This is a genomic window from Pectobacterium sp. F1-1, from assembly GCF_025643735.1.
GTDB lineage: Bacteria > Pseudomonadota > Gammaproteobacteria > Enterobacterales > Enterobacteriaceae > Pectobacterium > Pectobacterium colocasium.
The window spans coordinates 1,374,488-1,400,838 of sequence record NZ_CP104733.1; the positions used below are offsets into that span (position 1 = coordinate 1,374,488).

Annotated in this window: 19 protein-coding genes, 6 tRNA genes and 1 pseudogene; 5 read left to right on the top strand and 21 right to left on the bottom strand. The window is 51.5% G+C overall.

The window, feature by feature from the left end; genetic code table 11:
• Nucleotides 1–5: 5 nt before the first annotated feature.
• From NAL19_RS05960 to nagB, 12 genes and pseudogenes are all read right to left on the bottom strand, one after another.
• Nucleotides 6–869, bottom strand: a complete 864-nt coding sequence (locus tag NAL19_RS05960; RefSeq protein ID WP_263059103.1) for a hypothetical protein — start codon at nucleotides 867–869, stop codon at nucleotides 6–8.
• A gap of 72 nt (nucleotides 870–941) precedes the next feature.
• Nucleotides 942–1,133: pseudogene (locus NAL19_RS05965) on the bottom strand (hypothetical protein); the annotation flags it as partial.
• Nucleotides 1,134–1,679: 546 nt separating this feature from the next.
• A tRNA-Gln gene (locus NAL19_RS05970) sits at nucleotides 1,680–1,754 on the bottom strand.
• 6 nt (nucleotides 1,755–1,760) lie between these two features.
• Nucleotides 1,761–1,837, bottom strand: a tRNA-Met gene (locus NAL19_RS05975).
• Between the two features lie 54 nt (nucleotides 1,838–1,891).
• Nucleotides 1,892–1,966 (bottom strand) — tRNA-Gln (locus NAL19_RS05980).
• A 36-nt stretch (nucleotides 1,967–2,002) separates the two neighbouring features.
• Nucleotides 2,003–2,077 (bottom strand) — tRNA-Gln (locus NAL19_RS05985).
• A gap of 56 nt (nucleotides 2,078–2,133) precedes the next feature.
• A tRNA-Leu gene (locus tag NAL19_RS05990) sits at nucleotides 2,134–2,218 on the bottom strand.
• Nucleotides 2,219–2,226: 8 nt separating this feature from the next.
• Nucleotides 2,227–2,303 (bottom strand) — tRNA-Met (locus tag NAL19_RS05995).
• Between the two features lie 219 nt (nucleotides 2,304–2,522).
• Entirely contained in the window at nucleotides 2,523–4,187 is a 1,665-nt protein-coding gene (asnB, locus tag NAL19_RS06000; RefSeq protein WP_263059105.1) for an asparagine synthase B, read from the bottom strand.
• Nucleotides 4,188–4,390: 203 nt separating this feature from the next.
• Nucleotides 4,391–5,614: a DNA-binding transcriptional regulator NagC gene (gene nagC / locus NAL19_RS06005; protein WP_225087332.1), complete on the bottom strand. Its 1,224-nt coding sequence runs from the start codon at nucleotides 5,612–5,614 to the stop codon at nucleotides 4,391–4,393.
• Between the two features lie 124 nt (nucleotides 5,615–5,738).
• Entirely contained in the window at nucleotides 5,739–6,884 is a 1,146-nt protein-coding gene (gene nagA, locus NAL19_RS06010) for an N-acetylglucosamine-6-phosphate deacetylase (RefSeq protein ID WP_263059672.1), read from the bottom strand.
• Nucleotides 6,885–6,903: 19 nt separating this feature from the next.
• Complete coding sequence (nagB, locus tag NAL19_RS06015) at nucleotides 6,904–7,704, bottom strand: glucosamine-6-phosphate deaminase (protein WP_225087333.1); 801 nt, start codon at nucleotides 7,702–7,704, stop codon at nucleotides 6,904–6,906.
• Between the two features lie 359 nt (nucleotides 7,705–8,063).
• Here nagB and nagE point away from each other — a divergent pair, with 359 nt between their 5' ends.
• Nucleotides 8,064–9,560, top strand: coding sequence for an N-acetylglucosamine-specific PTS transporter subunit IIBC (nagE, locus tag NAL19_RS06020; protein ID WP_263059107.1), 1,497 nt, complete (start codon nucleotides 8,064–8,066; stop codon nucleotides 9,558–9,560).
• A 156-nt stretch (nucleotides 9,561–9,716) separates the two neighbouring features.
• The gene (gene glnS, locus NAL19_RS06025) at nucleotides 9,717–11,375 is read left to right on the top strand and encodes a glutamine--tRNA ligase (RefSeq protein ID WP_263059109.1); all 1,659 of its coding nucleotides are present in this window, start codon (nucleotides 9,717–9,719) and stop codon (nucleotides 11,373–11,375) included.
• 63 nt (nucleotides 11,376–11,438) lie between these two features.
• On the opposite strand, the gene fur is transcribed toward glnS, so the two are convergent.
• Together fur and fldA are read right to left on the bottom strand one after the other, a co-directional pair.
• Nucleotides 11,439–11,888, bottom strand: a complete 450-nt coding sequence (gene fur / locus NAL19_RS06030) for a ferric iron uptake transcriptional regulator (protein WP_225087336.1) — start codon at nucleotides 11,886–11,888, stop codon at nucleotides 11,439–11,441.
• Nucleotides 11,889–12,217: 329 nt separating this feature from the next.
• Nucleotides 12,218–12,745, bottom strand: a complete 528-nt coding sequence (gene fldA / locus NAL19_RS06035; RefSeq protein ID WP_263059111.1) for a flavodoxin FldA — start codon at nucleotides 12,743–12,745, stop codon at nucleotides 12,218–12,220.
• An 887-nt stretch (nucleotides 12,746–13,632) separates the two neighbouring features.
• Here fldA and NAL19_RS06040 point away from each other — a divergent pair.
• The gene (locus tag NAL19_RS06040) at nucleotides 13,633–15,306 is read left to right on the top strand and encodes a methyl-accepting chemotaxis protein (RefSeq protein WP_263059112.1); all 1,674 of its coding nucleotides are present in this window, start codon (nucleotides 13,633–13,635) and stop codon (nucleotides 15,304–15,306) included.
• A 123-nt stretch (nucleotides 15,307–15,429) separates the two neighbouring features.
• On the opposite strand, the gene ybfE is transcribed toward NAL19_RS06040, so the two are convergent.
• Together ybfE and ybfF are read right to left on the bottom strand one after the other, a co-directional pair.
• Nucleotides 15,430–15,711, bottom strand: a complete 282-nt coding sequence (ybfE, locus tag NAL19_RS06045; protein ID WP_225087339.1) for a LexA regulated protein — start codon at nucleotides 15,709–15,711, stop codon at nucleotides 15,430–15,432.
• Nucleotides 15,712–16,002: 291 nt separating this feature from the next.
• Nucleotides 16,003–16,770, bottom strand: a complete 768-nt coding sequence (ybfF, locus tag NAL19_RS06050; protein ID WP_263059114.1) for an esterase — start codon at nucleotides 16,768–16,770, stop codon at nucleotides 16,003–16,005.
• Between the two features lie 308 nt (nucleotides 16,771–17,078).
• Between ybfF and seqA the strand changes: the two genes are divergently transcribed.
• Together seqA and pgm are read left to right on the top strand one after the other, a co-directional pair.
• A complete protein-coding gene (seqA, locus tag NAL19_RS06055; RefSeq protein WP_263059115.1) occupies nucleotides 17,079–17,618 on the top strand; it encodes a replication initiation negative regulator SeqA in 540 nt (179 codons plus the stop codon).
• 47 nt (nucleotides 17,619–17,665) lie between these two features.
• Nucleotides 17,666–19,309 (top strand): phosphoglucomutase (alpha-D-glucose-1,6-bisphosphate-dependent), encoded by a 1,644-nt coding sequence (gene pgm / locus NAL19_RS06060; protein WP_263059116.1) that lies wholly within the window; start codon nucleotides 17,666–17,668, stop codon nucleotides 19,307–19,309.
• 231 nt (nucleotides 19,310–19,540) lie between these two features.
• Here the strand turns inward: pgm and NAL19_RS06065 are convergent, their stop codons facing one another.
• The 5 genes from NAL19_RS06065 to kdpB form a co-directional block, all read right to left on the bottom strand.
• Nucleotides 19,541–19,969 (bottom strand): EamA family transporter, encoded by a 429-nt coding sequence (locus NAL19_RS06065; RefSeq protein ID WP_263059117.1) that lies wholly within the window; start codon nucleotides 19,967–19,969, stop codon nucleotides 19,541–19,543.
• Between the two features lie 82 nt (nucleotides 19,970–20,051).
• Entirely contained in the window at nucleotides 20,052–20,732 is a 681-nt protein-coding gene (gene kdpE / locus NAL19_RS06070) for a two-component system response regulator KdpE (protein WP_225087344.1), read from the bottom strand.
• A 5-nt stretch (nucleotides 20,733–20,737) separates the two neighbouring features.
• Nucleotides 20,738–23,500 carry a two-component system sensor histidine kinase KdpD gene (kdpD, locus tag NAL19_RS06075; protein ID WP_263059118.1) on the bottom strand — a complete coding sequence of 921 codons (2,763 nt, stop codon included), beginning with the start codon at nucleotides 23,498–23,500 and terminating at the stop codon, nucleotides 20,738–20,740.
• Nucleotides 23,501–23,602: 102 nt separating this feature from the next.
• Nucleotides 23,603–24,178 (bottom strand): potassium-transporting ATPase subunit KdpC, encoded by a 576-nt coding sequence (kdpC, locus tag NAL19_RS06080; RefSeq protein ID WP_263059119.1) that lies wholly within the window; start codon nucleotides 24,176–24,178, stop codon nucleotides 23,603–23,605.
• 19 nt (nucleotides 24,179–24,197) lie between these two features.
• Nucleotides 24,198–26,342 carry a potassium-transporting ATPase subunit KdpB gene (gene kdpB, locus NAL19_RS06085; RefSeq protein ID WP_263059120.1) on the bottom strand — a complete coding sequence of 715 codons (2,145 nt, stop codon included), beginning with the start codon at nucleotides 26,340–26,342 and terminating at the stop codon, nucleotides 24,198–24,200.
• Nucleotides 26,343–26,351: the final 9 nt, after the last annotated feature.

The following is a 26,351-nucleotide window of genomic DNA, read 5'->3' on the forward strand; positions in this document are numbered from 1 at the left end:
TTCAACTAATTAGAGGCACCACCCTTTTTATTTGTAAGGGTTTCTTTAATTCTTGAGTTTACGGGGTTGGAACCTTGAAAATCTCTAACGTTATCATCAAATATACTATGAATGCTTTTGTTTTCATCTTGGATTAATTTTATATATTCATCAAAAGGTATAACTCCAAGATATGCTTCTTTGACACCACGTATGTCAGGTAAAGTTATTCTACTTTGAAAGTTTATTGTTGTTGATAATTTGTTTTTTGTTTCATGATAAAGTTTTTGTATTTCACTTGCACCAAAGGGATATATTTTAATCTCTTCAAATATTCCAATTGCATCTATTTCCTTTACTCCATTGTTAACGATAGCAGTTAAATTTACATCACCAACCCATTTCCCCGTTGTAACATAATATAACCTACAATTAGGTCTTCTATTTATCATCTTATCAGAGTTAGATAATATGGTTTCCCATATTTCTTTTGTCTCTTTTATTTTATCGTTTTGAACTAGCTCTGGTGTGTCTGATAAAAAATCTTTTACACCATATATGAAGTTTCCTAACTGAGCGCCATCAAATGATGTACTTGTCTTTGACTGAATAAATGTTATATCTACGTCTAGATAGCTGCTTGATTCTAAAATGTCGTTAAATACTTCTAATGAATTAATTATCTTTCCATTTATTGATATAAATAATCCGTCGATAGCACAATCATTCCCTTCGCCGCTATGAATATCTTCTAATTCGAAACTACTTCTATTTAACTTAGATACTATGGAATAGTTGCAGAAGTGTTCGAATCTGATAGATTCGGATAAATTTTCTATCTCATTTTGTTTTGAAAATGCTTCAAGTAATGAGTTTGTTATTTTGTCCATAATTTCCTCAATTAATTGATTAGTAAAAAAGTATATTTTATTAACGTTAGTTGGTGATTTTTAATTCGCGCACTACATATGAGTTATTTCAGCTGTGACTTTAATTTTAGCTAATATTTTCAATTCTAGAAGCAAGCATTCAAATGAAAGTTTATCTCCCGCCACATGAACTTTTCCTACAGGGATACGGGTCAGATCGCGGACGCTGATTTTTCCTTCAATCTCAACCAGCCACTTGCCGTCTGTCACTTCATCAAACTTAGACATGCTCGCATTGAACGAGTACAACAATCACGTCAGTCAGAAATTCAGCTTCATATAACATACGCTTTAAACTGTGCTTTGCTGCAAATGATGCCCTATGTTTCTGAATATTACAATTTCAATTCTTTTGGTACTCGTATGAGAAACAGGCTTATCTGCGAACTCAGACTATGACAAAGATGGGGAGTCCTCCCGAATCACTTTCCGGTGGGATTTTGACATACGTTGGATATTAGGGGATTCTTCACTTGGCATGAAACGTCCTCAAGGGCTTCGTATCGCGAGATGTGACAGCACATCGTATTAGGGCTTAGGAATTTATCTTACGTGGCACTATGGCTTTCTGACGAGCTTTAGGGAAATGCTTGGAGCCAAGTAGAAGAGTGGAGTGTTGCTTTCGTCTATTGAAGGGGGATCTTCGTATTTAGAATAGAGAAGGGGAGTAACCGTAGGATGAACGTTAAAATTTTTGTCGCCATTCATAACAAAACGGGGCGACATCTTTTGATTGTCGCCCCGTTTCTTTGCTGTTTTACCAGCTTTATTTGGCTGGGGTACGAGGATTCGAACCTCGGAATGCCGGAATCAGAATCCGGTGCCTTACCGCTTGGCGATACCCCAAAAATATGGTGGCTACGACGGGAATCGAACCTGTGACCCCAGCATTATGAGTGCTGTGCTCTAACCAGCTGAGCTACGTAGCCAAATGTACTGCTAATGTTATTTTATTTCAACAAAATCTTCTACTATCAAGTAGATGGCTGGGGTACCTGGATTCGAACCAGGGAATGCTGGTATCAAAAACCAGTGCCTTACCGCTTGGCGATACCCCAACAGGACAACGAATTTTTTTAGCATAGGTTTTGAAATGGCTGGGGTACCTGGATTCGAACCAGGGAATGCCGGTATCAAAAACCGGTGCCTTACCGCTTGGCGATACCCCAATCACTACAAAACACTAACAGGCTTCGAAAAGCGATGTCAGACCGAGAAGATGATATGGTGCGGGAGGCGAGACTTGAACTCGCACACCTTGCGGCGCCAGAACCTAAATCTGGTGCGTCTACCAATTTCGCCACTCCCGCAAAAAAGATGGTGGCTACGACGGGAATCGAACCTGTGACCCCAGCATTATGAGTGCTGTGCTCTAACCAGCTGAGCTACGTAGCCATCTTTTCCGCGTCACCTTCATCGGCGTTGCGGGGCGCATTATGCGTAGTTGGCCTAATTGCGTCAACTAGTTTTTTCCCGAAAAGTGCCCTCAATGTATCGTTTGTTTGGGTTGTGAACAGTATGGTGAGAAAAACGCCAAAAAGCACGTATTCCCAGTCAATTAAGCGTATAAAAACGGGCCATGAAAGGCCCGTTGATTGAAGAAATTAAATCGAATTATTTGTAGGCGGACTGGTGTACGCCAACCGCGCGGCCTGATGGATCATCCAGTTTCTTGAAGGATTCGTCCCACTCAATCGCTTTCGCAGACGAACAGGCGACAGATGGGCCACCCGGTACGCATTCTGCCGCGCTTGGAACCGGGAACAGCTCTTCGAAGATTTCACGGTACAGGTACGCTTCTTTGGAGCCCGGCGTGTTGTACGGGAAGCGGAAGCGTGCCGTTTCTAACTGTTGATCGGTAACTTGGTTAGCCGCCACTTCTTTCAGCGTGTCGATCCAGCTGTAGCCCACGCCGTCAGAGAACTGTTCTTTCTGACGCCATGCAACGCTGTGCGGCAGGTAGGATTCAAAGCACTCGCGCAGGATGTGTTTCTCCATCTTGCCGTTGCCACACATTTTGTCGCGCGGGTTGATGCGCATCGCGACATCGAGGAAGTTTTTGTCCAGGAACGGTACGCGAGCTTCCACGCCCCAGGCCGACATCGCTTTGTTGGCGCGGGCGCAGTCGTACTGGTGCAGTGCCAGTAGTTTACGCACGGTTTCTTCATGCAGCTCTTTGGCGTTTGGCGCTTTGTGGAAATAGAGGTAGCCGCCGAATACTTCGTCAGAACCTTCACCTGACAGCACCATCTTGATGCCCATCGCTTTGATTTTTCGCGACATCAGGTACATCGGTGTTGAGGCACGAATTGTGGTGACGTCATAAGTTTCGATGTGATAAATCACGTCGCGAATTGCATCCAGCCCTTCCTGCACGGTGAAATGAATTTCGTGGTGCACGGTGCCCAGATGGTCAGCCACTTCCTGCGCCGCTTTCAAATCTGGCGCGCCTTCTAAACCGACGGCGAAGGAGTGCAACTGAGGCCACCAGGCTTCGCTGCGCTCGTTGTCTTCTACGCGACGTGCGGCATATTTCTTGGTGATTGCGGAGATAACGGAAGAATCCAGGCCGCCGGAGAGCAACACGCCGTAGGGCACGTCAGACATCAGGTGGCTTTTTACCGCTTCTTCCAGCGCATCACGCAACGCTTCTTTATCTGTTTCGTTGTCTTTTACGGCATCGTAGTCAAACCAGTCACGCTGGTAATATTCGCGGATTTCGCCGTCTTTGCTCCACAGATAGCTGCCTGCTGGGAATTCTTTGATGGTGCGGCACACTGGCACCAGCGCCTTCATTTCAGAAGCGACGTAGAAGTTACCGTGCTCATCATAACCCATATACAGCGGAATGATGCCGAGGTGGTCACGACCAATCAGGTAGGCGTCTTTTTCGCTGTCGTACAGCGCAAAGGCGAACATGCCGCGCAGTTCATCCAGGAATTCAGGGCCTTTTTCCTGATACAACGCCAGAATGACTTCGCAGTCGGAACCAGTCTGGAACGCGTAACGGTCACCGTATTGCTGACGCAATGCCTGATGGTTATAAATTTCACCGTTAACGGCCAGAATGTGGGTGCGCTCAGCGTTATAAAGCGGCTGTGCGCCCGTGTTGACGTCAACGATAGACAGACGTTCGTGAGCCAGAATCGCTTTGTCGCTGGCATAAACGCCGGACCAGTCTGGCCCGCGGTGACGCATTAAACGAGACAACTCCAACGCTTTCTTACGCAGTTCAACAGGATCGCTTTTCAGATCAAGCACACCAAAAATAGAACACATACATGACTCCAAATAATGACAGATTCGACCTCAGTGCCATTGATTTAGCATCAAAGTGCCATAGGAATTCAATATTATTTAATGAAAAAAGCCATTGATGTGGTATTTCGTTAATTTATTCGGTTTTCTGGTGTGGATTCTTCAAATTCATGAAGAGGAAAGGCCAGATTTTTAGTGATTACATAATCCGGCCAGAAAGGGAATCAGGCATTTTCGAGCAATTGCTGTAGCAGCACGCCATTTAGCATCGCCCGTTTGACCAAGGCAAACGCGCCGATCGCGGAAAGATGGTTGAGGCTGGAAATCTCAATCGGCAGGTTATGACGAAATTCTTTCAGCACTTGCGTGTTGATACAGCGTTGAATCGCCGGAAGCAGCGTTTTTTCTGCTTCGGTAATTTCACCAGCAATCACGACTTTCTGAGGATTGAACAGGTTGATTGCGATGGAAAGCGCTTTACCGAGGTTGATTCCAGCCTGTTCGATCACCTCGCGGGCGAGGGCATCGCCCCGATTTGCCGCTTTGCAAATGGCAGAAATCGTTACGTTATCCGTAGAAAGCTTGCTGGGATAACCTTGACGCAGCAGATGCTGCACTCGCTGTTCAATAGCGGCGTTGGCCACGACGGTTTCCAGACAGCCGAAATTGCCGCAGTGGCAGCGATCGCCGAGTGGATCGATCTGAATATGACCGATCTCGCCTACGTTGCCGTTGCTGCCGAGAAAAATTTGCCCGTTGACGAGAATACCCGCGCCCGTACCGCGATGGACACGTACCAGAATAGAATCCAGTGAGTCGTGGGTGGCACCGAAATAGTGTTCTGCCAGCGCCAGACTGCGAATGTCATGACCGACAAAGCTGGTAACGTTGAACTGGCGTTGCAGATTTTCGACCAGTTTCCAGTTATTCACGCTGATGTGCGGCATATAGCGAACAATGCCCGCGACGGGATCAACCAGCCCAGGCAGCACAACGGAGATTGCAATGAGTTCGCGAATGCGGCGCTGGTGGCTGGCGATAAAGCCGACAATCGCCTGAAAAAGCGCGGCTTCCAGCGCTTCCTGCGTTTTCTCTTGCAGGTCGTAATGCGTTTCTTCCAGCGCTTTTCCCTGTAAATCGTACAGTGCGATGGTCGCGTCGTAACGACCGAGACGGACGGCGATAGAATGGAAAGGGCGGTTTTCGGTGATAATCGAAATGGCGCGTCTACCGCCGGTAGAAGCCTGCTGATCGACTTCTTTGATGAGCCCGCGTTCCAGAAGTTGGCGGGTGATTTTTGTGACGCTGGCAGGCGCAAGCTGGCTCTGTTCTGCTATCTGAATGCGTGAGATTGGGCCTTGCTGGTCAATCAGGCGGTAAACCACCGCGCTGTTTAATTGCTTAACCAGATCGACATTCCCTATCTGCGCCTGTCCGCCTGTGGTCATGAAAAAGTTACTCGCTTCTTTAGGTATAAACGCAGAGATAAATGCGTCGTCTTCGTCAACATGGAGTAAACCTGATCTCGGTTTACCCCACGCATTTCCGCTTTACCCCAAGACGTTTTTCACTTTATCCCCAAACCGGGTTACCGTTAACAAACGTCTTGAGAATGTGATAGTCACGGTCAAAGGCGGTCAGGTTGGCCACTTTACCGCTTTCAATACTGCCTAACTGCTTATCGACGCCGATGGCGCGTGCGGGATAGAGTGTCGCCATTCGAATGGCTTCATCCAGCGCGATACCCGCATGTTCGACGCTATTACGCACGGCTTCAATCATGGTCAGTGCAGAACCGCTCAGCGTGCCGTGCTCATCGACACAAATGCCATCACGGTAGTATATGGTTTTACCAGCAAAAATGAATTGGTCAATATCTGCCCCCGCCGGTGCGGTAGCGTCGGTAACCAGCACCAGCTTATCGCCCTTGATACGTTTACTATTGCGAATGTTGGCCCAGTCAACGTGTCGCCCATCAGCGATAATACCGCAATAGACTTCCGGGGCATCGTAAATTGCGCCGACTAAACCGGGTTCGCGGCCGGTCAGATATGGCATGGCGTTGAACAGGTGAGTTGCGAAACGAATACCAGCGGCAAAGCCCTGCTTCGCCTGTTCCCAGGTCGCGTTAGAATGCCCGGCAGAGACGATAATACCCGCAGTCGTTAGCTGACGGATAACCGACGGTTCGACTTCCTCTGGCGCCAGCGTGACTTTTGTAATGGCGTCTGCGTTAGCGCACAGAAAGTCGACGAGCGCTTGCGTGGGCTGGCGAATAAAGGCGGGGTCATGTGTACCTTTCTTTATCACGTTTAGCCACGGGCCTTCGAGATGCAGCCCCAGCGCCTGATGCTTATTCTGTGCCAGCCAGTCCCTCATCACATCAATGCTGTGCTTCATGAACGCGTCGCTGGAGGTAATCAGCGTAGGTAAAAAGCTGGTACAGCCTGAACGCTGGTTTGCCTGCTGCATGATCTCCAGTGTTTTGACGGAGATCGTGTCCAGCGAGTCGTTGAACTGCACGCCGCCGCAGCCGTTCAACTGGAGGTCGATAAACCCCGGCGCGAGGAATGCACCGTGCAGGTCGTGTTGTTCAATGCCGGGAGGGAGCTCGGCAAGTGGGCAGACTCGCTCGATCAGCCCATCGGCAATCACGACAGCGTGATTGTCCAGAATCTGATGGCCGGTGAAAATCCGGCTGTGGGTTAACGCGTACATCATCGACTCCCGCGATCGGTTAGAGGTTCTTCATACTTTCCGTTTCTAACTCACGGAAATATTTAACAGTTTTTACCTTCAGCTCCATCGTGGAAGGTTCATCACACACCATGATGGCTTTGGCATGAAGCTGCAAACAGCTGATCGTCCACATATGGTTAACGTTGCCTTCTACTGCGGCTTGTAGTGCCTGCGCTTTGTTGCGACCGGTCACCAGAATCATCACTTCTTCGGCATCCAGTAACGTACCAACGCCAACGGTCAGGGCAAATTTAGGCACCAGACTGACGTCCCCGCCAAAGAAGCGGGAATTCGCGATACGGGTTTCTTCCGTCAGCGTTTTAATGCGAGTGCGGGAAGCCAGAGAGGAGGCGGGCTCATTGAAGGCGATATGTCCATCATTACCCACGCCGCCCATGAAAAGATGAATTTTTCCGTAGGACTTTATTTTCTCTTCATAACGGCGACATTCTGCTGTGGTGTCTTCTGCGTTGCCGTTCAACAGGTTAATGTTTTCACGCGGAATATCAATGTGATTGAAAAAATTCTGATGCATGAAGGTATGATAGCTTTCTGGGTGATCGGTCGGCAGACCGACGTATTCATCCATATTGAAGGTGACAACGTGTTTGAAGCTCACCAGGCCAGCCTGGTGCATGGCGACCAGCGATTTGTAGGCCTCCAGCGGTGAGCTGCCTGTCGGTAGCCCAAGAATAAAAGGGCGCTCTGCGCTGGGGTTGAAAGCGTTAATCTTCTCAACGATGTGGCGGGCGGCCCATTTTCCGACGTCGGCGGCGGTAGTTAAGGGAATAAGTCTCATCAGCGCTCTCCTGGTTTTAAGTGGAATAAATTGCGTTATTGCGTCAATCGCGCCAGCTGCGCGTTTTGTCTATGCATTAAAATTAGTCTACTCTGTTTTTTTTAATCTTGAAATAAGTTGGGGTTTTGTTCAGGTATAAACTTTTAATATGCAGTTTTTTGGTGATTTTTATCACATAATTATGGGGTTTAATTTGTGTAGCGAATTATTTTTCTTACACTCCCCCTAGGAGCCACCGCTGCCATGTTTTCTCGACAATGCAGTTTTTCGACGGCGACGCTCTTCGGCAGTGAAATTTATTGGCAGGTTTGTTTGCCCCACAACATTTCATTTACCTCGCAAAGGTAAGAGAGGGAAAAGTGAGTACTCTGAGCTATTTACAAAAAGTCGGTCGGGCATTGATGGTGCCTGTCGCGACGCTGCCTGCTGCCGCTATCCTGATGGGGATAGGTTACTGGATTGATCCGGTTGGCTGGGGAAGCGAGAACGCGCTGGCCGCGCTCCTCATTAAATCGGGCGAAGCCATTATCGGGCATATGGCGGTGTTGTTTGCCGTCGGTGTCGCGTACGGTATGTCGAAAGATAAAGACGGTGCGGCGGCATTGACCGGCTTTGTCGGCTATCTGGTGCTGACCACGCTGTGTTCACCGGCCGTTGTCGCCATGATCCAACGGATCCCTGTTGAACAGGTGCCCGCTGCGTTTGGCAAGATTGAAAACCAGTTCATCGGGATTCTGGTTGGTGTGATGTCGGCCGAACTGTATAACCGCTTTAGTCAGGTTGAACTGCCTAAGGCGCTGTCGTTCTTCAGCGGACGCCGTTTGGTCCCGATTCTGGTTTCTTTCCTGATGATTCTGGTGGCGTTCATTTTAATGTACGTCTGGCCAGTGATTTACAACGCGCTGGTGTCGTTCGGTGAACATATCCAACAGTTGGGATCGGTTGGTGCCGGGGTTTATGCCTTCTTTAACCGCTTACTGATTCCTGTTGGGTTGCACCACGCGCTGAACTCGGTGTTCTGGTTCGATGTCGCGGGCATCAACGATATTCCTAACTTCCTGGCTGGCCAGCAATCTATTGATTCAGGCAAAGCCGTAGTGGGGATCACCGGACGTTATCAGGCGGGCTTCTTCCCGATTATGATGTTCGGCCTGCCGGGAGCGGCGCTGGCGATTTATCACTGCGCCCGCCCTGAGAACAAAAGCAAAGTGGCAGGGATCATGTTGGCAGCGGCATTTGCCTCCTTCTTCACCGGGATCACCGAGCCGCTGGAGTTCTCATTCATGTTTGTGGCACCGGTGCTGTATTTCCTGCATGCGCTGCTGACGGGTTTTTCCGTCTTTATCGCGGCCAGTATGCATTGGATTGCCGGTTTTGGTTTCAGTGCTGGTCTGGTGGATATGGTGCTGTCCTCGCGTAATCCGTTGGCCACCCAGTGGTACATGCTGCTTGTTCAGGGACTGGCATTCTTCGTCATTTACTATGTGGTGTTCCGCTTTACCATTATGCGCTTCAATCTGTTAACGCCGGGGCGTGAACTGGCCGTGAGCGGTAGCGAAGCTGATGGATATGACGTGAGTACCGCGACTGCGAGCGAGAAATCAGGCGATGCAGCGGCACTGGCGCGGGGTTACTTGCAGGCACTGGGCGGTAAAGCCAACCTGATCGGCATTGATGCCTGTATCACACGCTTGCGTTTGAATGTGGCTGATTCTTCTCTGGTTGACGATGCTCAGGCGAAGCGTCTTGGTGCGGCGGGGGTGATCCGTCTGAATAAACAAAGTGTACAGATTGTTGTGGGTACACAGGCCGAATCGATAGCAACCGCACTGAAAGCGGAGCAGAGTAAGGCGTAACATAACGGCGCTATGCTGATGAAATTGATAGGGCGAGATAGTAATCTCGCCCTTTTTTTTCGTTATGAATAATTAAATGAAACTAACGGTTGTTTCCCAGCGTAGCTTGTTGGATCATTGTCGGTTATACGTCGTTTTAGCATTGAGGAATGAAGAATGAGTGAGGCTGAAACCCGCCCAACCAACTTTATCCGTCAGATTATCGATGAAGATCTGGCGTCCGGTAAGCATGACCATATTCAGACGCGTTTCCCGCCAGAGCCGAACGGCTATCTGCATATTGGGCATGCCAAGTCTATTTGCCTGAATTTTGGTATCGCGCGTGACTACCAGGGGCAATGCAACCTGCGTTTTGACGACACCAACCCGGTAAAAGAAGATATCGAGTACGTTGAGTCGATCAAACGTGACGTCGAGTGGCTGGGTTTTTCATGGAGCGGTGACGTTCGCTATTCTTCTGATTACTTCGATCAACTGCATGCGTATGCGGTTGAGCTGATCGGTAAAGGGCTGGCTTACGTTGATGAACTGACGCCCGAGCAGATCCGTGAATACCGTGGTACGTTGACGGCACCAGGCAAAAACAGCCCTTACCGCGATCGTACCGTGCAAGAAAACCTGACACTGTTTGAAAAAATGCGCAACGGTGGGTTTGCGGAAGGTACGGCCTGCCTGCGTGCAAAAATCGATATGGCATCGTCCTTTATCGTGATGCGCGATCCGGTGCTGTACCGTATTAAATTTGCCGATCACCATCAGACGGGCAACAAGTGGTGCATCTACCCGATGTATGACTTCACCCATTGCATTTCCGATGCGCTGGAAGGGATCACGCATTCACTGTGTACGCTGGAATTCCAGGATAACCGTCGCCTGTATGACTGGGTGTTGGATAACATCACGATTCCTTGCCATCCGCGTCAGTACGAGTTCTCTCGCCTCAATCTCGAATACGCGATTATGTCCAAGCGTAAGCTGAATCAGCTGGTTGCGGAAAATGTCGTTGAAGGATGGGACGATCCACGTATGCCGACGATCTCTGGTCTGCGTCGCCGTGGTTATAGTGCGTCTTCTATCCGTGAATTCTGCGTGCGCATTGGCGTGACGAAGCAGGATAACAACGTTGAGATGGCCGCGCTTGAATCCTGTATTCGCGACGATCTGAATGAACACGCCCCGCGAGCGATGGCGGTGCTGGATCCGGTCAAAGTGGTGATCGAGAATCTGCCAGCCGGGCACGAAGAATTTGTCGCGATGCCAAACCATCCGAACAAGCCGGAAATGGGATCACGTCAGGTAGCATTTAGCCGTGAGGTTTATATCGATCGCGCAGATTTCCGTGAAGAAGCTAACAAACAGTACAAGCGCTTGGTGTTGGGTAAAGAAGTTCGTCTGCGTAATGCCTATGTGATCAAAGCCGATCGCATTGAAAAAGACGAGCAGGGTACTATCACCACGATTTACTGTAGCTATGATGCGGAAACGCTGAGCAAAGATCCGGCTGATGGCCGTAAAGTGAAAGGCGTGATTCACTGGGTTTCTGCGGCACACGCTGTCCCTGCAGAATTTCGCCTGTACGATCGCCTGTTCAGTGTGGCAAACCCTGGCGCGGCAGAGGATTTTCTGTCGACGATTAACCCAGACTCACTGAAGATTACGCAAGGTTTTGTCGAAGCGAGTCTGGCGCAGGCAGAAGCAGAGAAAGCGTATCAGTTTGAGCGCGAAGGTTACTTCTGTGCCGATCGCGTTTACTCCAGTGCGGAACATCTGGTGTTTAACCGTACGGTTGGACTGCGTGATACCTGGGTAGGCTAACGCCACCGGTAAGAAGACAAAAATAAAACCGCCTCGGCGGTTTTATTTTTTTATGCGGTCGATTTATCGTGTCGATTCGTGCAGGGTTTCATCCTCGCGGCAATCCCCTTCACTGCAATGCCCGTAGAGATACAAACTGTGGTTGGTCAGTTTAATGCCGTGTCTTTCTGCGATCTCGCGTTGGCGTGCTTCGATAGATTCATCGCGGAATTCAATGACTTTGCCACAGTCGAGGCAAATTAAGTGATCGTGATGATGCTGCTGTGTCAGTTCAAAGACGGATTTACCCCCTTCGAAGTTATGACGAGTGACGATGCCCGCATCATCAAACTGGTTGAGTACGCGATAGACGGTAGCAAGACCAATCTCTTCGCCCATATCAATCAATCTCTTATATAAATCTTCCGCACTGACGTGGTGACAGACAGGATCCTGTAACACTTCCAGAATTTTCAATCTTGGAAGAGTGACTTTCAGGCCGGCCTTCTTTAATGCGATATTGTTGTCAGTCATGCGGGTTTAGTCCTGTTGCTTACTTATCAATGGAGGCTGCCTAGCCTATGACATCGGTCGGCGCAAAAAATGTAATAGCGTCCCAATTATAGAACCGCACATACAAAATGAAAACAAGGGAATGTTAACAATATTGTCCCCATTCACACTACTGGTATCCAACGCAATCCGTTGTTGGTGAATGAGGAAATGGTGAAGCACGTATAAAACCGATGGGATTATTGTACAGGTTTACGGATAGAAGTTAAAAAAATGTATCAATTATTATGAAAGGTTTTGCCTATCAATGTTGTTTTGGCTCTGATAGGGACTATCAGAGCCAACGTGGCTTAGACAACCAGTTCTTTCAGGCTCAGTTCATCACTGATCTGTTTGACCCACGCGGTGACGCGTTCGCTGGTCAATTCAGGTTGACGGTCTTCATCAATAGCCAGACCGATGAAGTGATTGTCGTCGGCGAGCCCTTTAGAGGCTTCAAAGTAATAGCCCTCTGTTGACCAGTGGCCGACAATCGTCGCGCCGCGAGGCTCAATAATGTCACGAATGGTGCCCATGGCATCGCAGAAGTATTCCGCATAGTCTTCCTGATCGCCGCAGCCAAACAGGGCAACCAGTTTTCCTGTGAAATCAATTTCTTCCAGTGAAGGGAAGAAGTCATCCCAATCACATTGAGCTTCACCGTAATACCAGGTGGGAATACCCAGCAGCAGGATATCAAAACCTTCGAGGTCTTCTTTGCTGCTTTTGGCGATGTCATGAACATCAGCAACGTTGGTGCCTAACTGCTGTTGGATCGTTTTGGCGATGTTTTCAGTGTTACCAGTATCACTGCCAAAGAATATTCCGATGAGTGCCATGAATTGAATAACCTCTTGATTCCTAATGGTATGGTGTAATGTTTCACCCACTTATCTGTTAATAATAACAGACACTCACATCAGGAGAAACTCGTATCGGTAAGGAGGCGTAAATCAAAGGCGTATGCAATGTGGAGGGCAGTAAAAGAAACGAAACGCATCTCTGTGGGTGCTAATTCCCCATAATGAATAGGGATTATGTTATCGTCTGGGATTAAATGCACATTTCCTTAATCTCTTCGCGGATATTTATCTGTAACGTTGTTTCATTTTTTATGAATGTGTTTTTTATTTTTACGACTAATTCCAATTGTAATTAAAAGCAGACTTCTTTTTGTGAGAAATAAAAGTCACCTCACGGTACGTTACTATTCATGAGAATTAAAATGCATACAAAAGATAATGTTTTTGTTGAATTAAAAGCCCGTAACATTTCTCGGGAATATTCCTAATGAATGGAGATAAGAATTATAACCATTTACGGATGGCTTGATGAAAAGACGAAAGGAAAATGTTTTATCTTTTTGATTTTAAATGATTAAATAAAAAAATGGCGTGGTTTTTTGCCGACTAACCGCATGGCGATGCCAACGCATATGAGGCGCAAGCGATAGCGATTTTTATGATAACTATCTGATTAAAATACTTATATCGATAAAAATAGATAAATGTATTCTCAATATGAAAAATTATATTAATAAATATAGCAAGAACGCTAAATATTCTCTGTGTTTAGCCGATGAGTTAGCGTGGTTTTTGAGTTTTCAACTCGGTGAAATGTGAACGCTAGGGAGAAGTGACCTGTTTCATGGTGTGAATTTTCTGATTCATATCGGTTGATTAGCGATAAAAATCTTTTTAACCATTTTCCTGATTTGGAGTGAGCTATGAGACTTATAAAAAATATTGCCATCAGAACCGCTATGCTATGGGTTCTGGGCATTTTTTGTGTCCTTTGGGGTGGCGTATCGATATATACCATGTTCTCTTTTAAAGAGATGACAGCGACCTCGAAAACCAGCACCTTGCTGGTTCAGAACATGAACTTTATCAACCAGGGCAACGATCAATACTTCCGTATGGTAACCCGTCTGGCGCGTGCCGTTGACGCTCGCCGCAGCGGCGATAATGCTACCGCAGATAAAGAACAGGCTTCTGCCCTCGTCGCGCTGGATAAACTGAAGTCTGATTTGGTGGCGTTTAACGCTATCGATCATGCAGGTCTGGATGCCGCGCTGGTACAGGCTGTTAGTCGTGACTGGAACAATCTGGTTACTCAGGGTGTTGAGCCGCTTTACCAAAAGGCCGTTGCCAATGCGTTGGATGATTATCAAAATCAGGCCAAGAATGTTGTGCCGCCATTGAGCCGCCAATTCGGCGCATCCTTATCCGCATTCAGTAACGCCAGCGCAGAGAAATTCGCTGCGGCTGGCGTGCGTTTTGAACAAATCACTACGATTGGACAGAACATTTTGCTGAGCGGATTGGTGATCGGTCTGATCATGCTGTTCCTGACAGACCGTTACCTCGTGGTGTGTCTGGTTCGTCCATTAAATGACCTGCGCTATCACTTTAGCGTGATTGCTTCCGGTCATCTGGGCAAGCCAATTCTGGACTTCGGCAATAACTGCGTCGGTCGCCTGTTCCCACTGCTGCGTGAAATGCAGGGGAGTCTGGCCAGCACGGTTAGCACGATCAGAAACAGCACGGATTCCATCTATCAGGGCGCTTCTGAAATTGCTGCGGGCAACAACGATCTGTCTTCACGTACCGAAGAGCAGGCTTCCGCGTTGGAAGAAACCGCGGCAAGCATGGAGCAACTGACGGCAACGGTGAAACAGAACGCTGAAAACGCCAACCACGCTAGCCAACTGGCGTTACAAGCCTCAACCACGGCGAAGAAGGGCGGTGAAATCGTTGAGAACGTAGTGAAAACCATGGCGGAAATCTCTGGCAGTTCGAGAAAAATCGCAGAAATCACCACTGTGATTAACGGTATCGCCTTCCAGACCAACATTCTGGCGTTGAACGCGGCGGTAGAAGCTGCGCGTGCAGGTGAGCAGGGGCGTGGATTCGCCGTGGTAGCGGGAGAAGTACGCAGTCTGGCACAGCGCAGTGCGCAGGCCGCGAAAGAGATCGAAGGGCTGATTTCTGAGTCTGTCCGCTGTGTCGATACAGGTTCTAATCTGGTTAGCGATGCCGGTTACACCATGCAGGATATCGTCCGTGCGGTGACCAACGTGACAAATATTATGGGTGAAATTGCGTCGGCATCGGAAGAGCAGAGCAAAGGCATTGCACAGGTTGGTCAGGCCGTGGCGGAAATGGACAGCGTAACGCAGCAAAACGCCGCGTTGGTTGAACAGGCCTCGTCGGCAGCCTTGTCGCTGGAAGAGCAGGCGGCGTTGCTGAACCAGACGGTGTCGCTGTTCCAGCTGTCTGACACGCAGTCAGCGCTGCAAGTCGCAGCAAAGCCGGTGCAGAAAGCACAGGCAGTTGCGCCACGTGCCGCTGCAGCTAAAGCGTTGCCACCCAGCAACGACAACTGGGAAAAATTCTGACGCGGGTTTTCATCAGAAAAACAGTATGTGAGTGAGAAAAGAGAGTGCTGTTTAATTTCGGGTGAATGTTCAAGCGGCGTCAGAAATGGCGCCGCACAAGATATGAATATCGTATTACGTCAATCAGGACTGTTGTTCTGCTAACTGCGCCAGCAGCATCTCTTCAATCAATTCACTGCGGCTAATATTCCGCTCTTCAGCAAGGCTGTTCAGGATATCAACAGCGTCGCTGTTAATCTTTAATTCAACACGGCGCAAGCCACGAACTTTATCGCGACGTAGCTGGTTACGCTTGTTAATTCTTAGTTGTTCGTCACGCGAGAGCGGGTTGGTCTTGGGGCGGCCCGGACGACGCTCGTCTGCGAACAGATCCAGGGTGGTGCGATCCGTTTGTTCTTTTGCCATAAGTAATGATGCTGCAAGGTATTCGGACCAAAATACACGGTGCTGCCCGTCTTGTTCTACAGATAAAAGCGATACCGATTCTCACCCTGCAACAGAGGTTGCCAGAATGCGGTTTGCTATCAGTGAAACATGTTGGGAAGTTATGCGTGCATTTTGATGAAGTGGTTACAATGCTTGTGGCTGAATCAGCCGTCCCTCTACTGCGGGCACAATCATACCCTAGCCGCACTGGCGGCGACAACGGTTAACTGACGCCGTTATCATGAATCCGCCAGTGGCAGTGTTGTCTGGTTAATTTGTATCCAGAAAACGGTGGATAGCGCGTAAAACCGCATCGGGTTTTTCTGAGTGAACCCAGTGACCCGCTCCGCTGATGACATGCGCGCGTGCCGCTGGGAACTGACGCAGCAGCGAATCTCGGTAGCGATCGTCCAGATAAGGCGAATCGCCGCCGCGAATGAACAGGATAGGACCTTGCCAGACGGGAACATCCTGCCAGCCAACGATGTTTTCGTACTCATCCCACAACACCGGCACGTTAAAACGCCACTCACCCTGTTGGAAGGATTTCAGCAAAAATTGAATCACGCCTTCTTCCTTTATATGCTGACGCATTAACGCGGTAGCTTCTGAGCGCGAGGTCAGGCCCGCTTCCGTCACGGCGCGCAGCGCGGCAAAAATAGTGTCGTGGCGGCGTACCTGATAATCCACCGGTGCGATATCAATCGCGACCAGCTTGTCCAACCGTTCGGGAATGAGCGCGCTGAGTGCCATCGCGACTTTTCCGCCCATTGAATGGCCAATAACGATAGCACGTTCGATGCTCAGGTCATTCAGCAGTGTCAGCACATCTTGCGCCATCGCAGGATAATTCATTTGCGGTGAGCGTGGCGACAAACCGTGATTGCGTAAATCGATTTGCAGAATATCGTGCGTGTTTTGCAAATCTCTGCCTAATACGCCAAGGTTATCCAGCGTGCCAAACAGGCCATGAATCAGGACGACAGGGAGTTTATCTGTGGGTTGGTGCGCATTTTGCCAACGATGATTCAATTTCATGGTGAAGTTCATTCAGAGAGACATGGGCTTAGGGTATCATGACTTTAGAACGATTTATGGCTTTAGAACATATCATGACGTTAGAACAATATTGTCGCTGAAGGGACTCGTATAGCTATTTGAATGGATGTGAAAGACATTGGGGCATAGTCTGACTTTTGCTATTGTCCCACTATGCCGCTGTTCGATAATATTTGAACGCCTGTATAATCCTTTTGATTTGAGTCATCTACCCATAGTGCCGGGTTGCAGAAGGGAAACACCTCTGTAATTTGCATGATTTTGGGTAAAAACAGCACTGGATAAAGATGAAAACTATTGAAGTCGACGAAGAGCTTTATCGCTATATTGCCAGCCACACACAACATATTGGTGAAAGCGCATCGGATATTTTACGGCGCATGCTGAAATTTACCGCTGGGCAGCCTGTTACCACGCCAGCGGTAGAGGCTGTTGCAACAACGGCAGCGTCTCAGCCTGCCGCTGCGCCGAGCCCGCGCGATCGGGTTCGCACCCTGCGTGAGCTGCTGCTGTCGGATGAATACGCTGAACAAAATAAGGCCATCAACCGCTTTATGCTGGTTCTGTCCACGCTGTATACCTTATCGCCGCAGGAGTTTGCTGCCGCGACAGAATCTCTTCATGGCCGCACGCGGGTCTATTTCGCGGGTGACCAACAAACATTGCTTCAGCATGGCACACACACAAAGCCCAAACATATTCCGGGTACGCCATACTGGGTGATTACCAACACGAATACCGGTCGTAAACGTAGCATGGTTGAGCACATCATGCTGACGATGCAGTTCCCAGCGGAACTGACAGAGAAAGTGTGCGGAACCATCTAATTATTTATTAACCATTTATCTAACGACAGCGTTAGGGAGAAACGCCAATGGCTAATCACCCAAGGGCCGGACAGCCTGCCCGGCAGAGCGATTTGATCAATGTGGCACAGTTAACGTCACAATATTATGTGCTGCGGCCGGACGTCGGCAACACAGCGCATGCGGTGAAATTTGGTACGTCTGGCCATCGCGGCAGTGCGGGACGCCATAGCTTTAATGAACCGCATATTCTGGCGATTGCGCAGGCGATTGCTGAAGAGCGTAAAAAGCAAGGCATCAGCGGCCCGTGTTACGTCGGTAAAGATACTCACGCGCTCTCCGAACCTGCGTTTATCTCTGTGCTTGAGGTGTTGGCTGCCAACGGTGTAGATGTGATCGTACAGTTGGATAATGGTTTTACCCCAACGCCTGCGGTGTCTAACGCCATTCTGGTTCACAATCGTCAGGGCGGCGCGCTGGCGGACGGTATTGTGATCACGCCGTCCCACAACCCGCCGGAAGATGGCGGCATTAAATATAACCCGCCGAACGGTGGCCCGGCAGATACCAATCTTACCAGCGTGATTGAGAAGCGTGCGAATGCCCTGCTGGCGGATGAACTGCGTGACGTGAAGCGTATTACGCTGGATCAGGCGTGGAAAAGCGGACATGTCCACGAGCAGGATCTGGTTCAGCCGTATGTAGAAGGGCTGGCTAGCGTGGTGGACATGGCGGCGATTCAACGCGCTGGTCTGAAACTGGGCGTCGATCCGCTGGGTGGTTCCGGTATTGCCTACTGGCAGCGTATTGCCGAGCACTACAAGCTGGATCTGACACTGGTGAACGATGCGGTCGATCAGACATTCCGCTTTATGTCGCTGGATCACGATGGCGTGATTCGTATGGACTGCTCGTCAGAATTTGCCATGGCTGGGCTGCTGGCGCTGCGTGATAAATTCGATTTGGCGTTTGCCAACGATCCTGACTATGACCGCCACGGTATCGTCACTCCTTCCGGGCTGATGAACCCGAACCATTATCTGGCGGTGGCAATCAACTATCTGTTCCAGCATCGTCCACAGTGGGGACAGTCTGTTGCTGTCGGCAAAACGCTGGTATCCAGTGCGATGATCGATCGCGTCGTGGCAGATTTGGGCCGTAAGCTGGTGGAAGTACCGGTTGGTTTCAAATGGTTCGTTGACGGCCTGTATGACGGCAGCTTCGGCTTCGGCGGTGAAGAGAGTGCGGGGGCCTCCTTCCTGCGCTTTGATGGCACGCCGTGGTCGACGGACAAAGACGGCATCATCCTGTGTCTGCTGGCGGCGGAAATTACGGCCGTGACAGGTAAAAACCCACAGCAGCATTATGATGAGCTGGCACAGCGCTTTGGCGCGCCGAGCTACAACCGTATTCAGGCCTCTGCGACGCATGCACAGAAAGCCGTACTGTCCAAGCTGTCGCCTGAGCAGGTGTCGGCCAGTACGCTGGCGGGCGATCCGATTACTGCGCGCCTGACCGCTGCGCCGGGCAACGGGGCATCGATTGGTGGCCTGAAAGTGATGACGGAGAACGGCTGGTTTGCCGCGCGTCCTTCCGGCACCGAAGAAGCCTACAAAATCTACTGTGAAAGTTTCCTCGGGGTGGAACACCGCGAGCGCATCGAGAAAGAAGCGGTAGAAATTGTCAGTGCGGTACTTGCAACGGCTAAATAAGTGAAAAGGCGCTGCATGCAGCGCCTTTCAGACTGCTGACAAAGTCCGCAGAGCGGGCGTAACGGATAGATCGTAAAGACGCTGCAAGTACGTCCCTGTAAGCTCGGGTTGCGCCATCCCTGGCGCAAACGCTTTACTCTTCTATTCCGTTACTCCCGTTTTCACTCGGCAAATAAGTTTTTCAACTGTCTGCTTTTTTAATCTTGTACAGCCAGAAAATGCAGAACGCCTTTATCCCAATGCGACCAGCAACGCTCCCACGGAAATCAGCGCGACGCCAGCTCCCGCCATCAGCGAAATCTTTTCTCCCAGCAGAATGACTGCCAACACGACAGCGAAAACCACGCTGAGCTTATCGATCGGGGCGACCTGAGCGACATTACCGTTCTTCAATGCGACAAAGTAAAATAGCCATGACAGCGCCCCCGCGACGCCGCTGAGCACGATAAACAACATCGCTTTTTTATTGGCGACGACCTCACCGACCAGCGCCAACTTGCCTTGCGCGACCACCACTCCGACTAAAAAAAGTGCCATGATGACGGCACGAATCGCGGTCGCCGTATTGGCGTCCAGATTTTGCAGACCAATCTTGCCAAATATCGCGACCAGCGCGGCGCATACGGCAGACAGCAAGGCGTAAATTAACCAACTACTCATGACGGCGTATTCCTGAAGAAAAGGCAAGCGCGTGCCGTGGGAAACATTCTCTACGGACGTCGCCTGATACAGAAGGATGATTTTACGGCATAAAACGATAACCGATAGCGGTTTCGGTCAAGAGATGGCGCGGTCTTGCCGGATCGCTTTCCAGCTTCTGGCGCAGGTGCCCCATATAAATGCGCAGATAGTGGCTGTGCTCGACAGCGTTTGGCCCCCAAACCTGCGTCAGCAACTGACGTTGCGTCAGCACTTTGCCTGGGTTGGCGAGGAGTGTGGCTAACAGACGAAATTCGATGGGCGTCAGGTGTAGCTCCTGATCGTCGCGATTCACCTGCCGATTGAGTAAATCCACGGTGATATTACCGAAGCTCACCAGCGGCGTTTCCTGCTGTGTATTGCTGTGGCGACGCAGCGCGACACGCAATCGTGCCAGCAACTCGCCGATGCCGAACGGCTTGGTCAGATAATCATCGGCACCGGCATCCAGCGCGTCTATTTTATCCTGCTCGTCGGTACGGGCAGAAAGAACAATCACGGGCAGGCTGCTCCACTGACGTAAATCGCGGATGTAGTCGATACCGTCACCATCCGGCAGGCCCAAATCGAGAATAATCAGGTCGGGTTTGCGCGTGGCCGCTTCCAGCAGGCCGCGCTGCATCGTTTCTGCGTCAAACACGCGACAGCCTTCGCCTTCCAGCGCCTGACGAACAAAACGACGGATCTCTTTTTCATCTTCAACGATCAGAATGGTGGCCTGCAAGGGATTCAGTGCTCCTCAATATCTTCCGGTTCGAGATCCGGCGGTGCCGACAGCGGTAAAGTGAAATGGAAGGCAGCACCGCCGCTTTCGGCATTCGTTGCCCAGATCCGGCCGCCGTGAATTTCTACTATCGCCCGACAGATCGCCAGCCCCAGCCCCACACCGGGAATCGATGACTCTTTGTGACCTCGGGAAAATTTATCAAAAATCATGCTTTCCTGACCCTGTTCAATGCCTGGGCCATTGTCCTGCACGATGATTTCCAGCACGCTTTCCTGCGTATCGTGCTGCGAAGCGGTGTTCTCTGCCATCAGGTTTGCAGGAATAATGCTTGCTGAAATCGCGATGGTGGCCTGTTCTCCGGCGTACTTCAGCGCATTCTCCAACAGGTTAATGAACACACGCTCCACCAGCCCTGCATCACAATAAACCAGAACCATCTCATCAGGTAGAGTAACCTGAATGGTGTTTTTCGCCAGCGCGCTTTCCAACTGCTGTAGGGCGCTGCCGATCAGTTCCTCCGGCGTTTGCCACTCTTTACGCAGGTTAAAGCCATCCGACTGAATACGCGCCATATCGAGCAGGTTATTCACCAGTCGTGTGGTGTTTAAAATATGCTGGCGGATCTGGTTGGCTTGCTGGGCATAAGGCGATCCTTCACTGGCCAGATTCAACGTCAGAATCTCGGCCTGACCAAAAAGGACGGTCAGCGGCGTGCGGAGATCGTGCGAGAGTGCGGCAAGCAGCGAGTTGCGCAACTGTTCGCGCTCGGCATCCAGCCGGGCATTTTCCGTACTTTGCATCAGATGCAGACGCTCCAGCGCGTTGGCGATCAGCACGGTAAAGGTGTCCAACAGGCGCTGCTGTTCGGGAATCATCAACTGCCGAGCGTTATTAGGCTCGATCGCCAGCACGCCGAAGATTTGCTGCGTGGTGGCGAGTGGCAGAATCTGATATGACACGCCGGGCAGGGTTGTCGTTCCCGCTCCGGCGGGGGCGCGATGATCGAAGCTCCAGCGGGCGATAGCATGATCGACAATCAACTGCTGACCGTCTCGCGCAGGTTGAGATAGCTCGGACGAGGTATGATGCAGGCTATCGGCGAGCAGAATCGCGATCCTGGCCTGAAACGTCGTGCTGAGAAAATGCTGGCTGGCTTCGACAATATCGGCGCTGGACAGGCTGCGGTTCAGCGCCTTCGACATCTCATACAGATGGCGAACGCGCTGCTCGCGATAACGGGCGACTCTGGCCTGATAGCGCACGCCTGCGGTCAGATTACCGACCAGCAGGCCGACGCCGAGCATCACAGCAAAGGTGACCAGATATTGCGCATCCGAGACGGCAAACGTACCGCGCGGCAGAATAAAGAAGAGATCGAAACTGGCGACGTTGATGACGGCGGCGAACACCGACGGCCAGCGGCCAAAGAACAGCGCAACGATTACCACGGCCAGCAGATAAATCATCACCAGATTGACGGGTTCCAGCATGGCAAACGGCGACCATGAGGCGAGCAGGGTGATCAACGCGCACAGCAGCGTCGCCAGTCCGCAGCCAAACAACTGCATACGCCATTTCTCGACCAACCCGCGTGCATCCGGTGTTTTAATCGGTGCGGCTGATACGTCATCCTGCACGGCCACCACGACCAGATCGAGATCCGGCCCCAGTCGGCCGAGCCGTTCGGCAAAGCGCGTGCGCCACCACCAGCCGAAGCGCTGTTCTACATGGCGACCAATGACGATTTTGCCGAGGTTGTGTTCACGCGCATAGCGCAGGACGGCAAGCTCTTCATCGGGTTCCGATAGCGTCACCGTTTCTGCCCCTAAATCCTGCGCCAGCTTGAGCGCCCGCAAAATGGCGCGCCGTTGCGGTTCAGGCAAGCGGTGCAGACGCGGGGTTTCGACGTAAACGGCGTGCCAGGTGCTGCCTAGCCGCGCTGCCAGTCGTGCCGCTGTTCGCACCAGTTTTTCATTACCCGTACCGTGGCCGATGCATAACAAAATGGCATCACGCGTATGCCAGACCTGTTCGCGCCCTTGTCCGGCACGCATGGCGCGCATTTGATCGTCAACCCGATCCGCCATGCGCCGCAGCGCCAGCTCGCGCAGGGCGATCAAATTGCCTTTGCGGAAAAAGTTCTCGACGGCGCGCTCGGCCTGTAGCGGCAGATACACTTTGCCCTCATTCAGGCGCTGCCGCAGATCGTCCGGCGGCAAGTCCACCAGAATGACTTCGCTGGCCTGATCGAATATCGGGTCTGGCACGGTTTCCCGTACCCGAATCCCCGTAACGCCGCCGACCACATCATTCAGGCTTTCCAGATGCTGAACGTTTACCGTCGTAAAGACGTCGATACCCGCATCAAGCAATTCCTGCACGTCTTGCCAACGCTTGGGGTGACGCGATCCACTTACGTTGCTGTGCGCCAGCTCGTCGATCAGAATCAGCGCCGGACAGCGCGCCAGCGCTGCATCCAGATCGAATTCGACAGTGTGACGGCCGTGATGGCGAAAATGTTTGAGCGGCAGCAACGGCAGTCCATCCAGCAGCGCAGCGGTTTCGCTGCGGCCGTGGGTTTCGACCACGCCGACCAGAATATCCAATCCCTGTGCCCGCAGCCGCTGAGCTTCCTGCAACATAGCATAGGTTTTCCCGACGCCCGCACAGGCACCAAAAAAGATCTTCAGCTTGCCGCGCGGTGGCGCACCGACCTGAGCCAACAGGCTATCGGGATCCGGGCGGCGATCTTCACCGTCAATCATGTTCTATCCCTTATTAGCGTGGCCTGAACGGTGGTCAGGCCGCAGCAAAGACGACTGGGAGTCTGGCTCCCCGTATGATAATTAATAGTAACGCACTGCCGATTAAGGCAGGGCTTTTTCCTTATCCAACGCCAGGTTCAACAGCAGGACATTAACCGTTGGCTGTCCAATGAACGCAGGCTTACTGGTTTCGGTAAAGCGATCGACCAATTGCTGTACCTGCTGGAGCGACATCCCTCTGGCCTGCGCAATATGCAGCGCCTGATAGCGTGCGGCTTCTGGGGATATTTGCGGATCCAGTCCGCTGCCGGAGGCCGTCAACAGTTCAGCGGGCACCGGTTGCTGATTGCCAACCAACTGATGCCAATAAGCGGCACGTTCACCGATCAGTTTATCCAGCGCGGGATTGCTGGCGGCCAGATTGCTGCCACCGGACGCCAGCGCGTTATACGGCGTATCTGATGTGGCGGAAGGACGCCCCTGAAAATAGCCAGCACGACTGAATGACTGCCCGATCAGGGATGAACCGACGATGGTATTCTCACGATAAATCAGCGATCCGTTTGCCTGTGTCGGGAACAACCACTGTGCCAACACCGTTGTCAGCAGCGGGTAGGCCAGACCGGTAAACAGCAGCAATAATAAGAATAAAAACAAAGAGGAACGTAAATAGCGCATAGCATACACCCGTTAGTCCTTAAGCCAGATTCAGCCCAGTCAGCAACATATCAATCAGCTTGATACCGAGGAACGGCACCAGCAGCCCGCCAAGACCATAAATCCACAGATTGCGGCTTAATTGCGCCGCTGCACTCATGGGGCGATAGCGAATCCCTTTGAGCGCCAGTGGGATCAGAAACACGATAATCAGCGCATTGAAGATCACCGCCGACAGCATGGCTGAGGTGGGTGAGTGCAGTTGCATCACGTTTAGCGCATTGAGCTGTGGGTAGGTGGCGGCAAAGGCGGCTGGGATAATCGCGAAATATTTCGCCACGTCGTTGGCGATACTGAACGTCGTCAGCGAGCCGCGCGTCATCAGCATCTGCTTACCGATGTGCACCACTTCGATCAGCTTGGTTGGATTGGAATCCAAATCAACCATGTTGCCCGCTTCCTTTGCTGCCTGCGTGCCGGAGTTCATGGCTACCGCTACATCCGCCTGCGCCAGCGCGGGAGCATCGTTCGTGCCGTCGCCGGTCATCGCCACCAGTCTGCCTTCTGCCTGATACTGGCGAATCAGCGCCAGCTTGGTTTCCGGTGTGGCTTCCGCCAGAAAATCATCGACGCCGGCTTCTGCGGCAATCGCCGCGGCGGTGAGCGGGTTGTCGCCAGTGATCATCACGGTTTTTATCCCCATACTGCGCAGCTCGGCAAAGCGCGTTTTGATGCCACTTTTTACGATATCTTTCAGTTCCACCACGCCAAGCACGCGCTTACCTTCTGCAACGACCAGTGGTGTTCCCCCGCTGCGTGCGACGTTGGAGACCGCTTCTTCGACCTGATGTGGGAAATTGCCATTATTCGCTTCAATGTAGCGACGCAGGGCATCGACAGCGCCTTTACGAATGGTGCGTTGGCCAAAATTGACGCCACTCATGCGCGTCTGGGCGGTAAAGGGGACAAAGGTGGCGTCCAACGACGCTAAGTCCTGTTCCGGCAGGTTAAAACGTTGCTTTGCCAGCACCACGATGCTGCGGCCTTCGGGCGTTTCATCCGCCAGGGAAGCGAGACGCGCTGCGTCAGCCAGCGCCTGTTCCGTCACGCCTGGCGCAGGCAGGAAAGCCGAAGCCTGACGGTTGCCCAGCGTAATGGTGCCGGTTTTATCCAGCAGCAGAACGTCAATATCGCCTGCCGCTTCGACGGCACGTCCGCTGGTGGCAATCACGTTAGCCCCCAGCATCCGGCTCATCCCAGCCACGCCGATAGCTGACAGCAGCCCGCCGATGGTGGTGGGGATCAGGCAGACGAGCAGGGCGACCAGTACGGTCACACCGACAACATCGCCGCTATTATTCGCCTGTACGCCGAACCAGGAGAACGGGTAGAGCGTGGCAGTTACCAGCAGGAAGATGAGCGTAAGCTCGATCAGCAGAATGGTCAGCGCGATTTCGTTCGGGGTTTTCCGACGCTGCGCCCCTTCAACCATGGCAATCATCCGGTCGAGGAAGGTTTCGCCGGGATTGACGCTGCACTGAATCACCAGCCAGTCGGACAGCACGCGCGTGCCGCCGGTGACGGAGGCGAAATCGCCGCCGGACTCACGGATTACTGGTGCGGATTCCCCGGTGATGGCGCTTTCATCGACGGACGCGCCGCCTTCCAGCACCTCGCCGTCGCACGGAATGGTCTCGCCCGCGCTCACCAGCACGATATCGCCTTTACGCAGGCTATCAGCCGGAACGGATTCCGAACCAGCATCGTGATGCGGCGCAGAAAGCTTGTTAGCCCAACTGGTTTTTTTGACGCCTTTCAACGCGTTTGCCTGCGCTTTGCTACGACCTTCCGCCAGCGCTTCGGCCATATTGGCGAACAGCACGGTAAACCACAGCCAGAGTGATACCAGCCCGGTAAACATGGCGTTCCCTTCCGTTTTACCGGCCAGAATAGCCAGCCAGACGAGGGTGGTCAGCATACTGCCGAGATACACCACGAACATGACCGGGTTGCGCCACTGCACGCGCGGATCGAGTTTCTTCAGCGCATCTTTCAGCGCCGAGCGGATTAACGCTCTGTCAAACAGCGTTTGCGGTTTACGTTTGCCAACAGGGCGGGAAGCCTCGCCCTGCTGGGCAGAGGTCGGTTCCTGTGTTGCCTGATGATTCATCGTGTGACGAGTCATAAAAAGTCT

What these genes read in the sequence shown, in the direction of transcription:
- NAL19_RS05960 (WP_263059103.1), bottom strand. Translation starts at nt 869, where the DNA reads ATGGACAAAATAACAAACTCATTACTTGAAGCATTTTCAAAACAAAAT.
- asnB (WP_263059105.1), bottom strand. Translation starts at nt 4,187, where the DNA reads ATGTGTTCTATTTTTGGTGTGCTTGATCTGAAAAGCGATCCTGTTGAA.
- nagC (WP_225087332.1), bottom strand. Translation starts at nt 5,614, where the DNA reads ATGACCACAGGCGGACAGGCGCAGATAGGGAATGTCGATCTGGTTAAG.
- nagA (WP_263059672.1), bottom strand. Translation starts at nt 6,884, where the DNA reads ATGTACGCGTTAACCCACAGCCGGATTTTCACCGGCCATCAGATTCTG.
- nagB (WP_225087333.1), bottom strand. Translation starts at nt 7,704, where the DNA reads ATGAGACTTATTCCCTTAACTACCGCCGCCGACGTCGGAAAATGGGCC.
- glnS (WP_263059109.1), top strand. Translation starts at nt 9,717, where the DNA reads ATGAGTGAGGCTGAAACCCGCCCAACCAACTTTATCCGTCAGATTATC.
- fur (WP_225087336.1), bottom strand. Translation starts at nt 11,888, where the DNA reads ATGACTGACAACAATATCGCATTAAAGAAGGCCGGCCTGAAAGTCACT.
- fldA (WP_263059111.1), bottom strand. Translation starts at nt 12,745, where the DNA reads ATGGCACTCATCGGAATATTCTTTGGCAGTGATACTGGTAACACTGAA.
- NAL19_RS06040 (WP_263059112.1), top strand. Translation starts at nt 13,633, where the DNA reads ATGAGACTTATAAAAAATATTGCCATCAGAACCGCTATGCTATGGGTT.
- ybfE (WP_225087339.1), bottom strand. Translation starts at nt 15,711, where the DNA reads ATGGCAAAAGAACAAACGGATCGCACCACCCTGGATCTGTTCGCAGAC.
- ybfF (WP_263059114.1), bottom strand. Translation starts at nt 16,770, where the DNA reads ATGAAATTGAATCATCGTTGGCAAAATGCGCACCAACCCACAGATAAA.
- seqA (WP_263059115.1), top strand. Translation starts at nt 17,079, where the DNA reads ATGAAAACTATTGAAGTCGACGAAGAGCTTTATCGCTATATTGCCAGC.
- pgm (WP_263059116.1), top strand. Translation starts at nt 17,666, where the DNA reads ATGGCTAATCACCCAAGGGCCGGACAGCCTGCCCGGCAGAGCGATTTG.
- NAL19_RS06065 (WP_263059117.1), bottom strand. Translation starts at nt 19,969, where the DNA reads ATGAGTAGTTGGTTAATTTACGCCTTGCTGTCTGCCGTATGCGCCGCG.
- kdpD (WP_263059118.1), bottom strand. Translation starts at nt 23,500, where the DNA reads ATGATTGACGGTGAAGATCGCCGCCCGGATCCCGATAGCCTGTTGGCT.
- kdpC (WP_263059119.1), bottom strand. Translation starts at nt 24,178, where the DNA reads ATGCGCTATTTACGTTCCTCTTTGTTTTTATTCTTATTATTGCTGCTG.
- kdpB (WP_263059120.1), bottom strand. Translation starts at nt 26,342, where the DNA reads ATGACTCGTCACACGATGAATCATCAGGCAACACAGGAACCGACCTCT.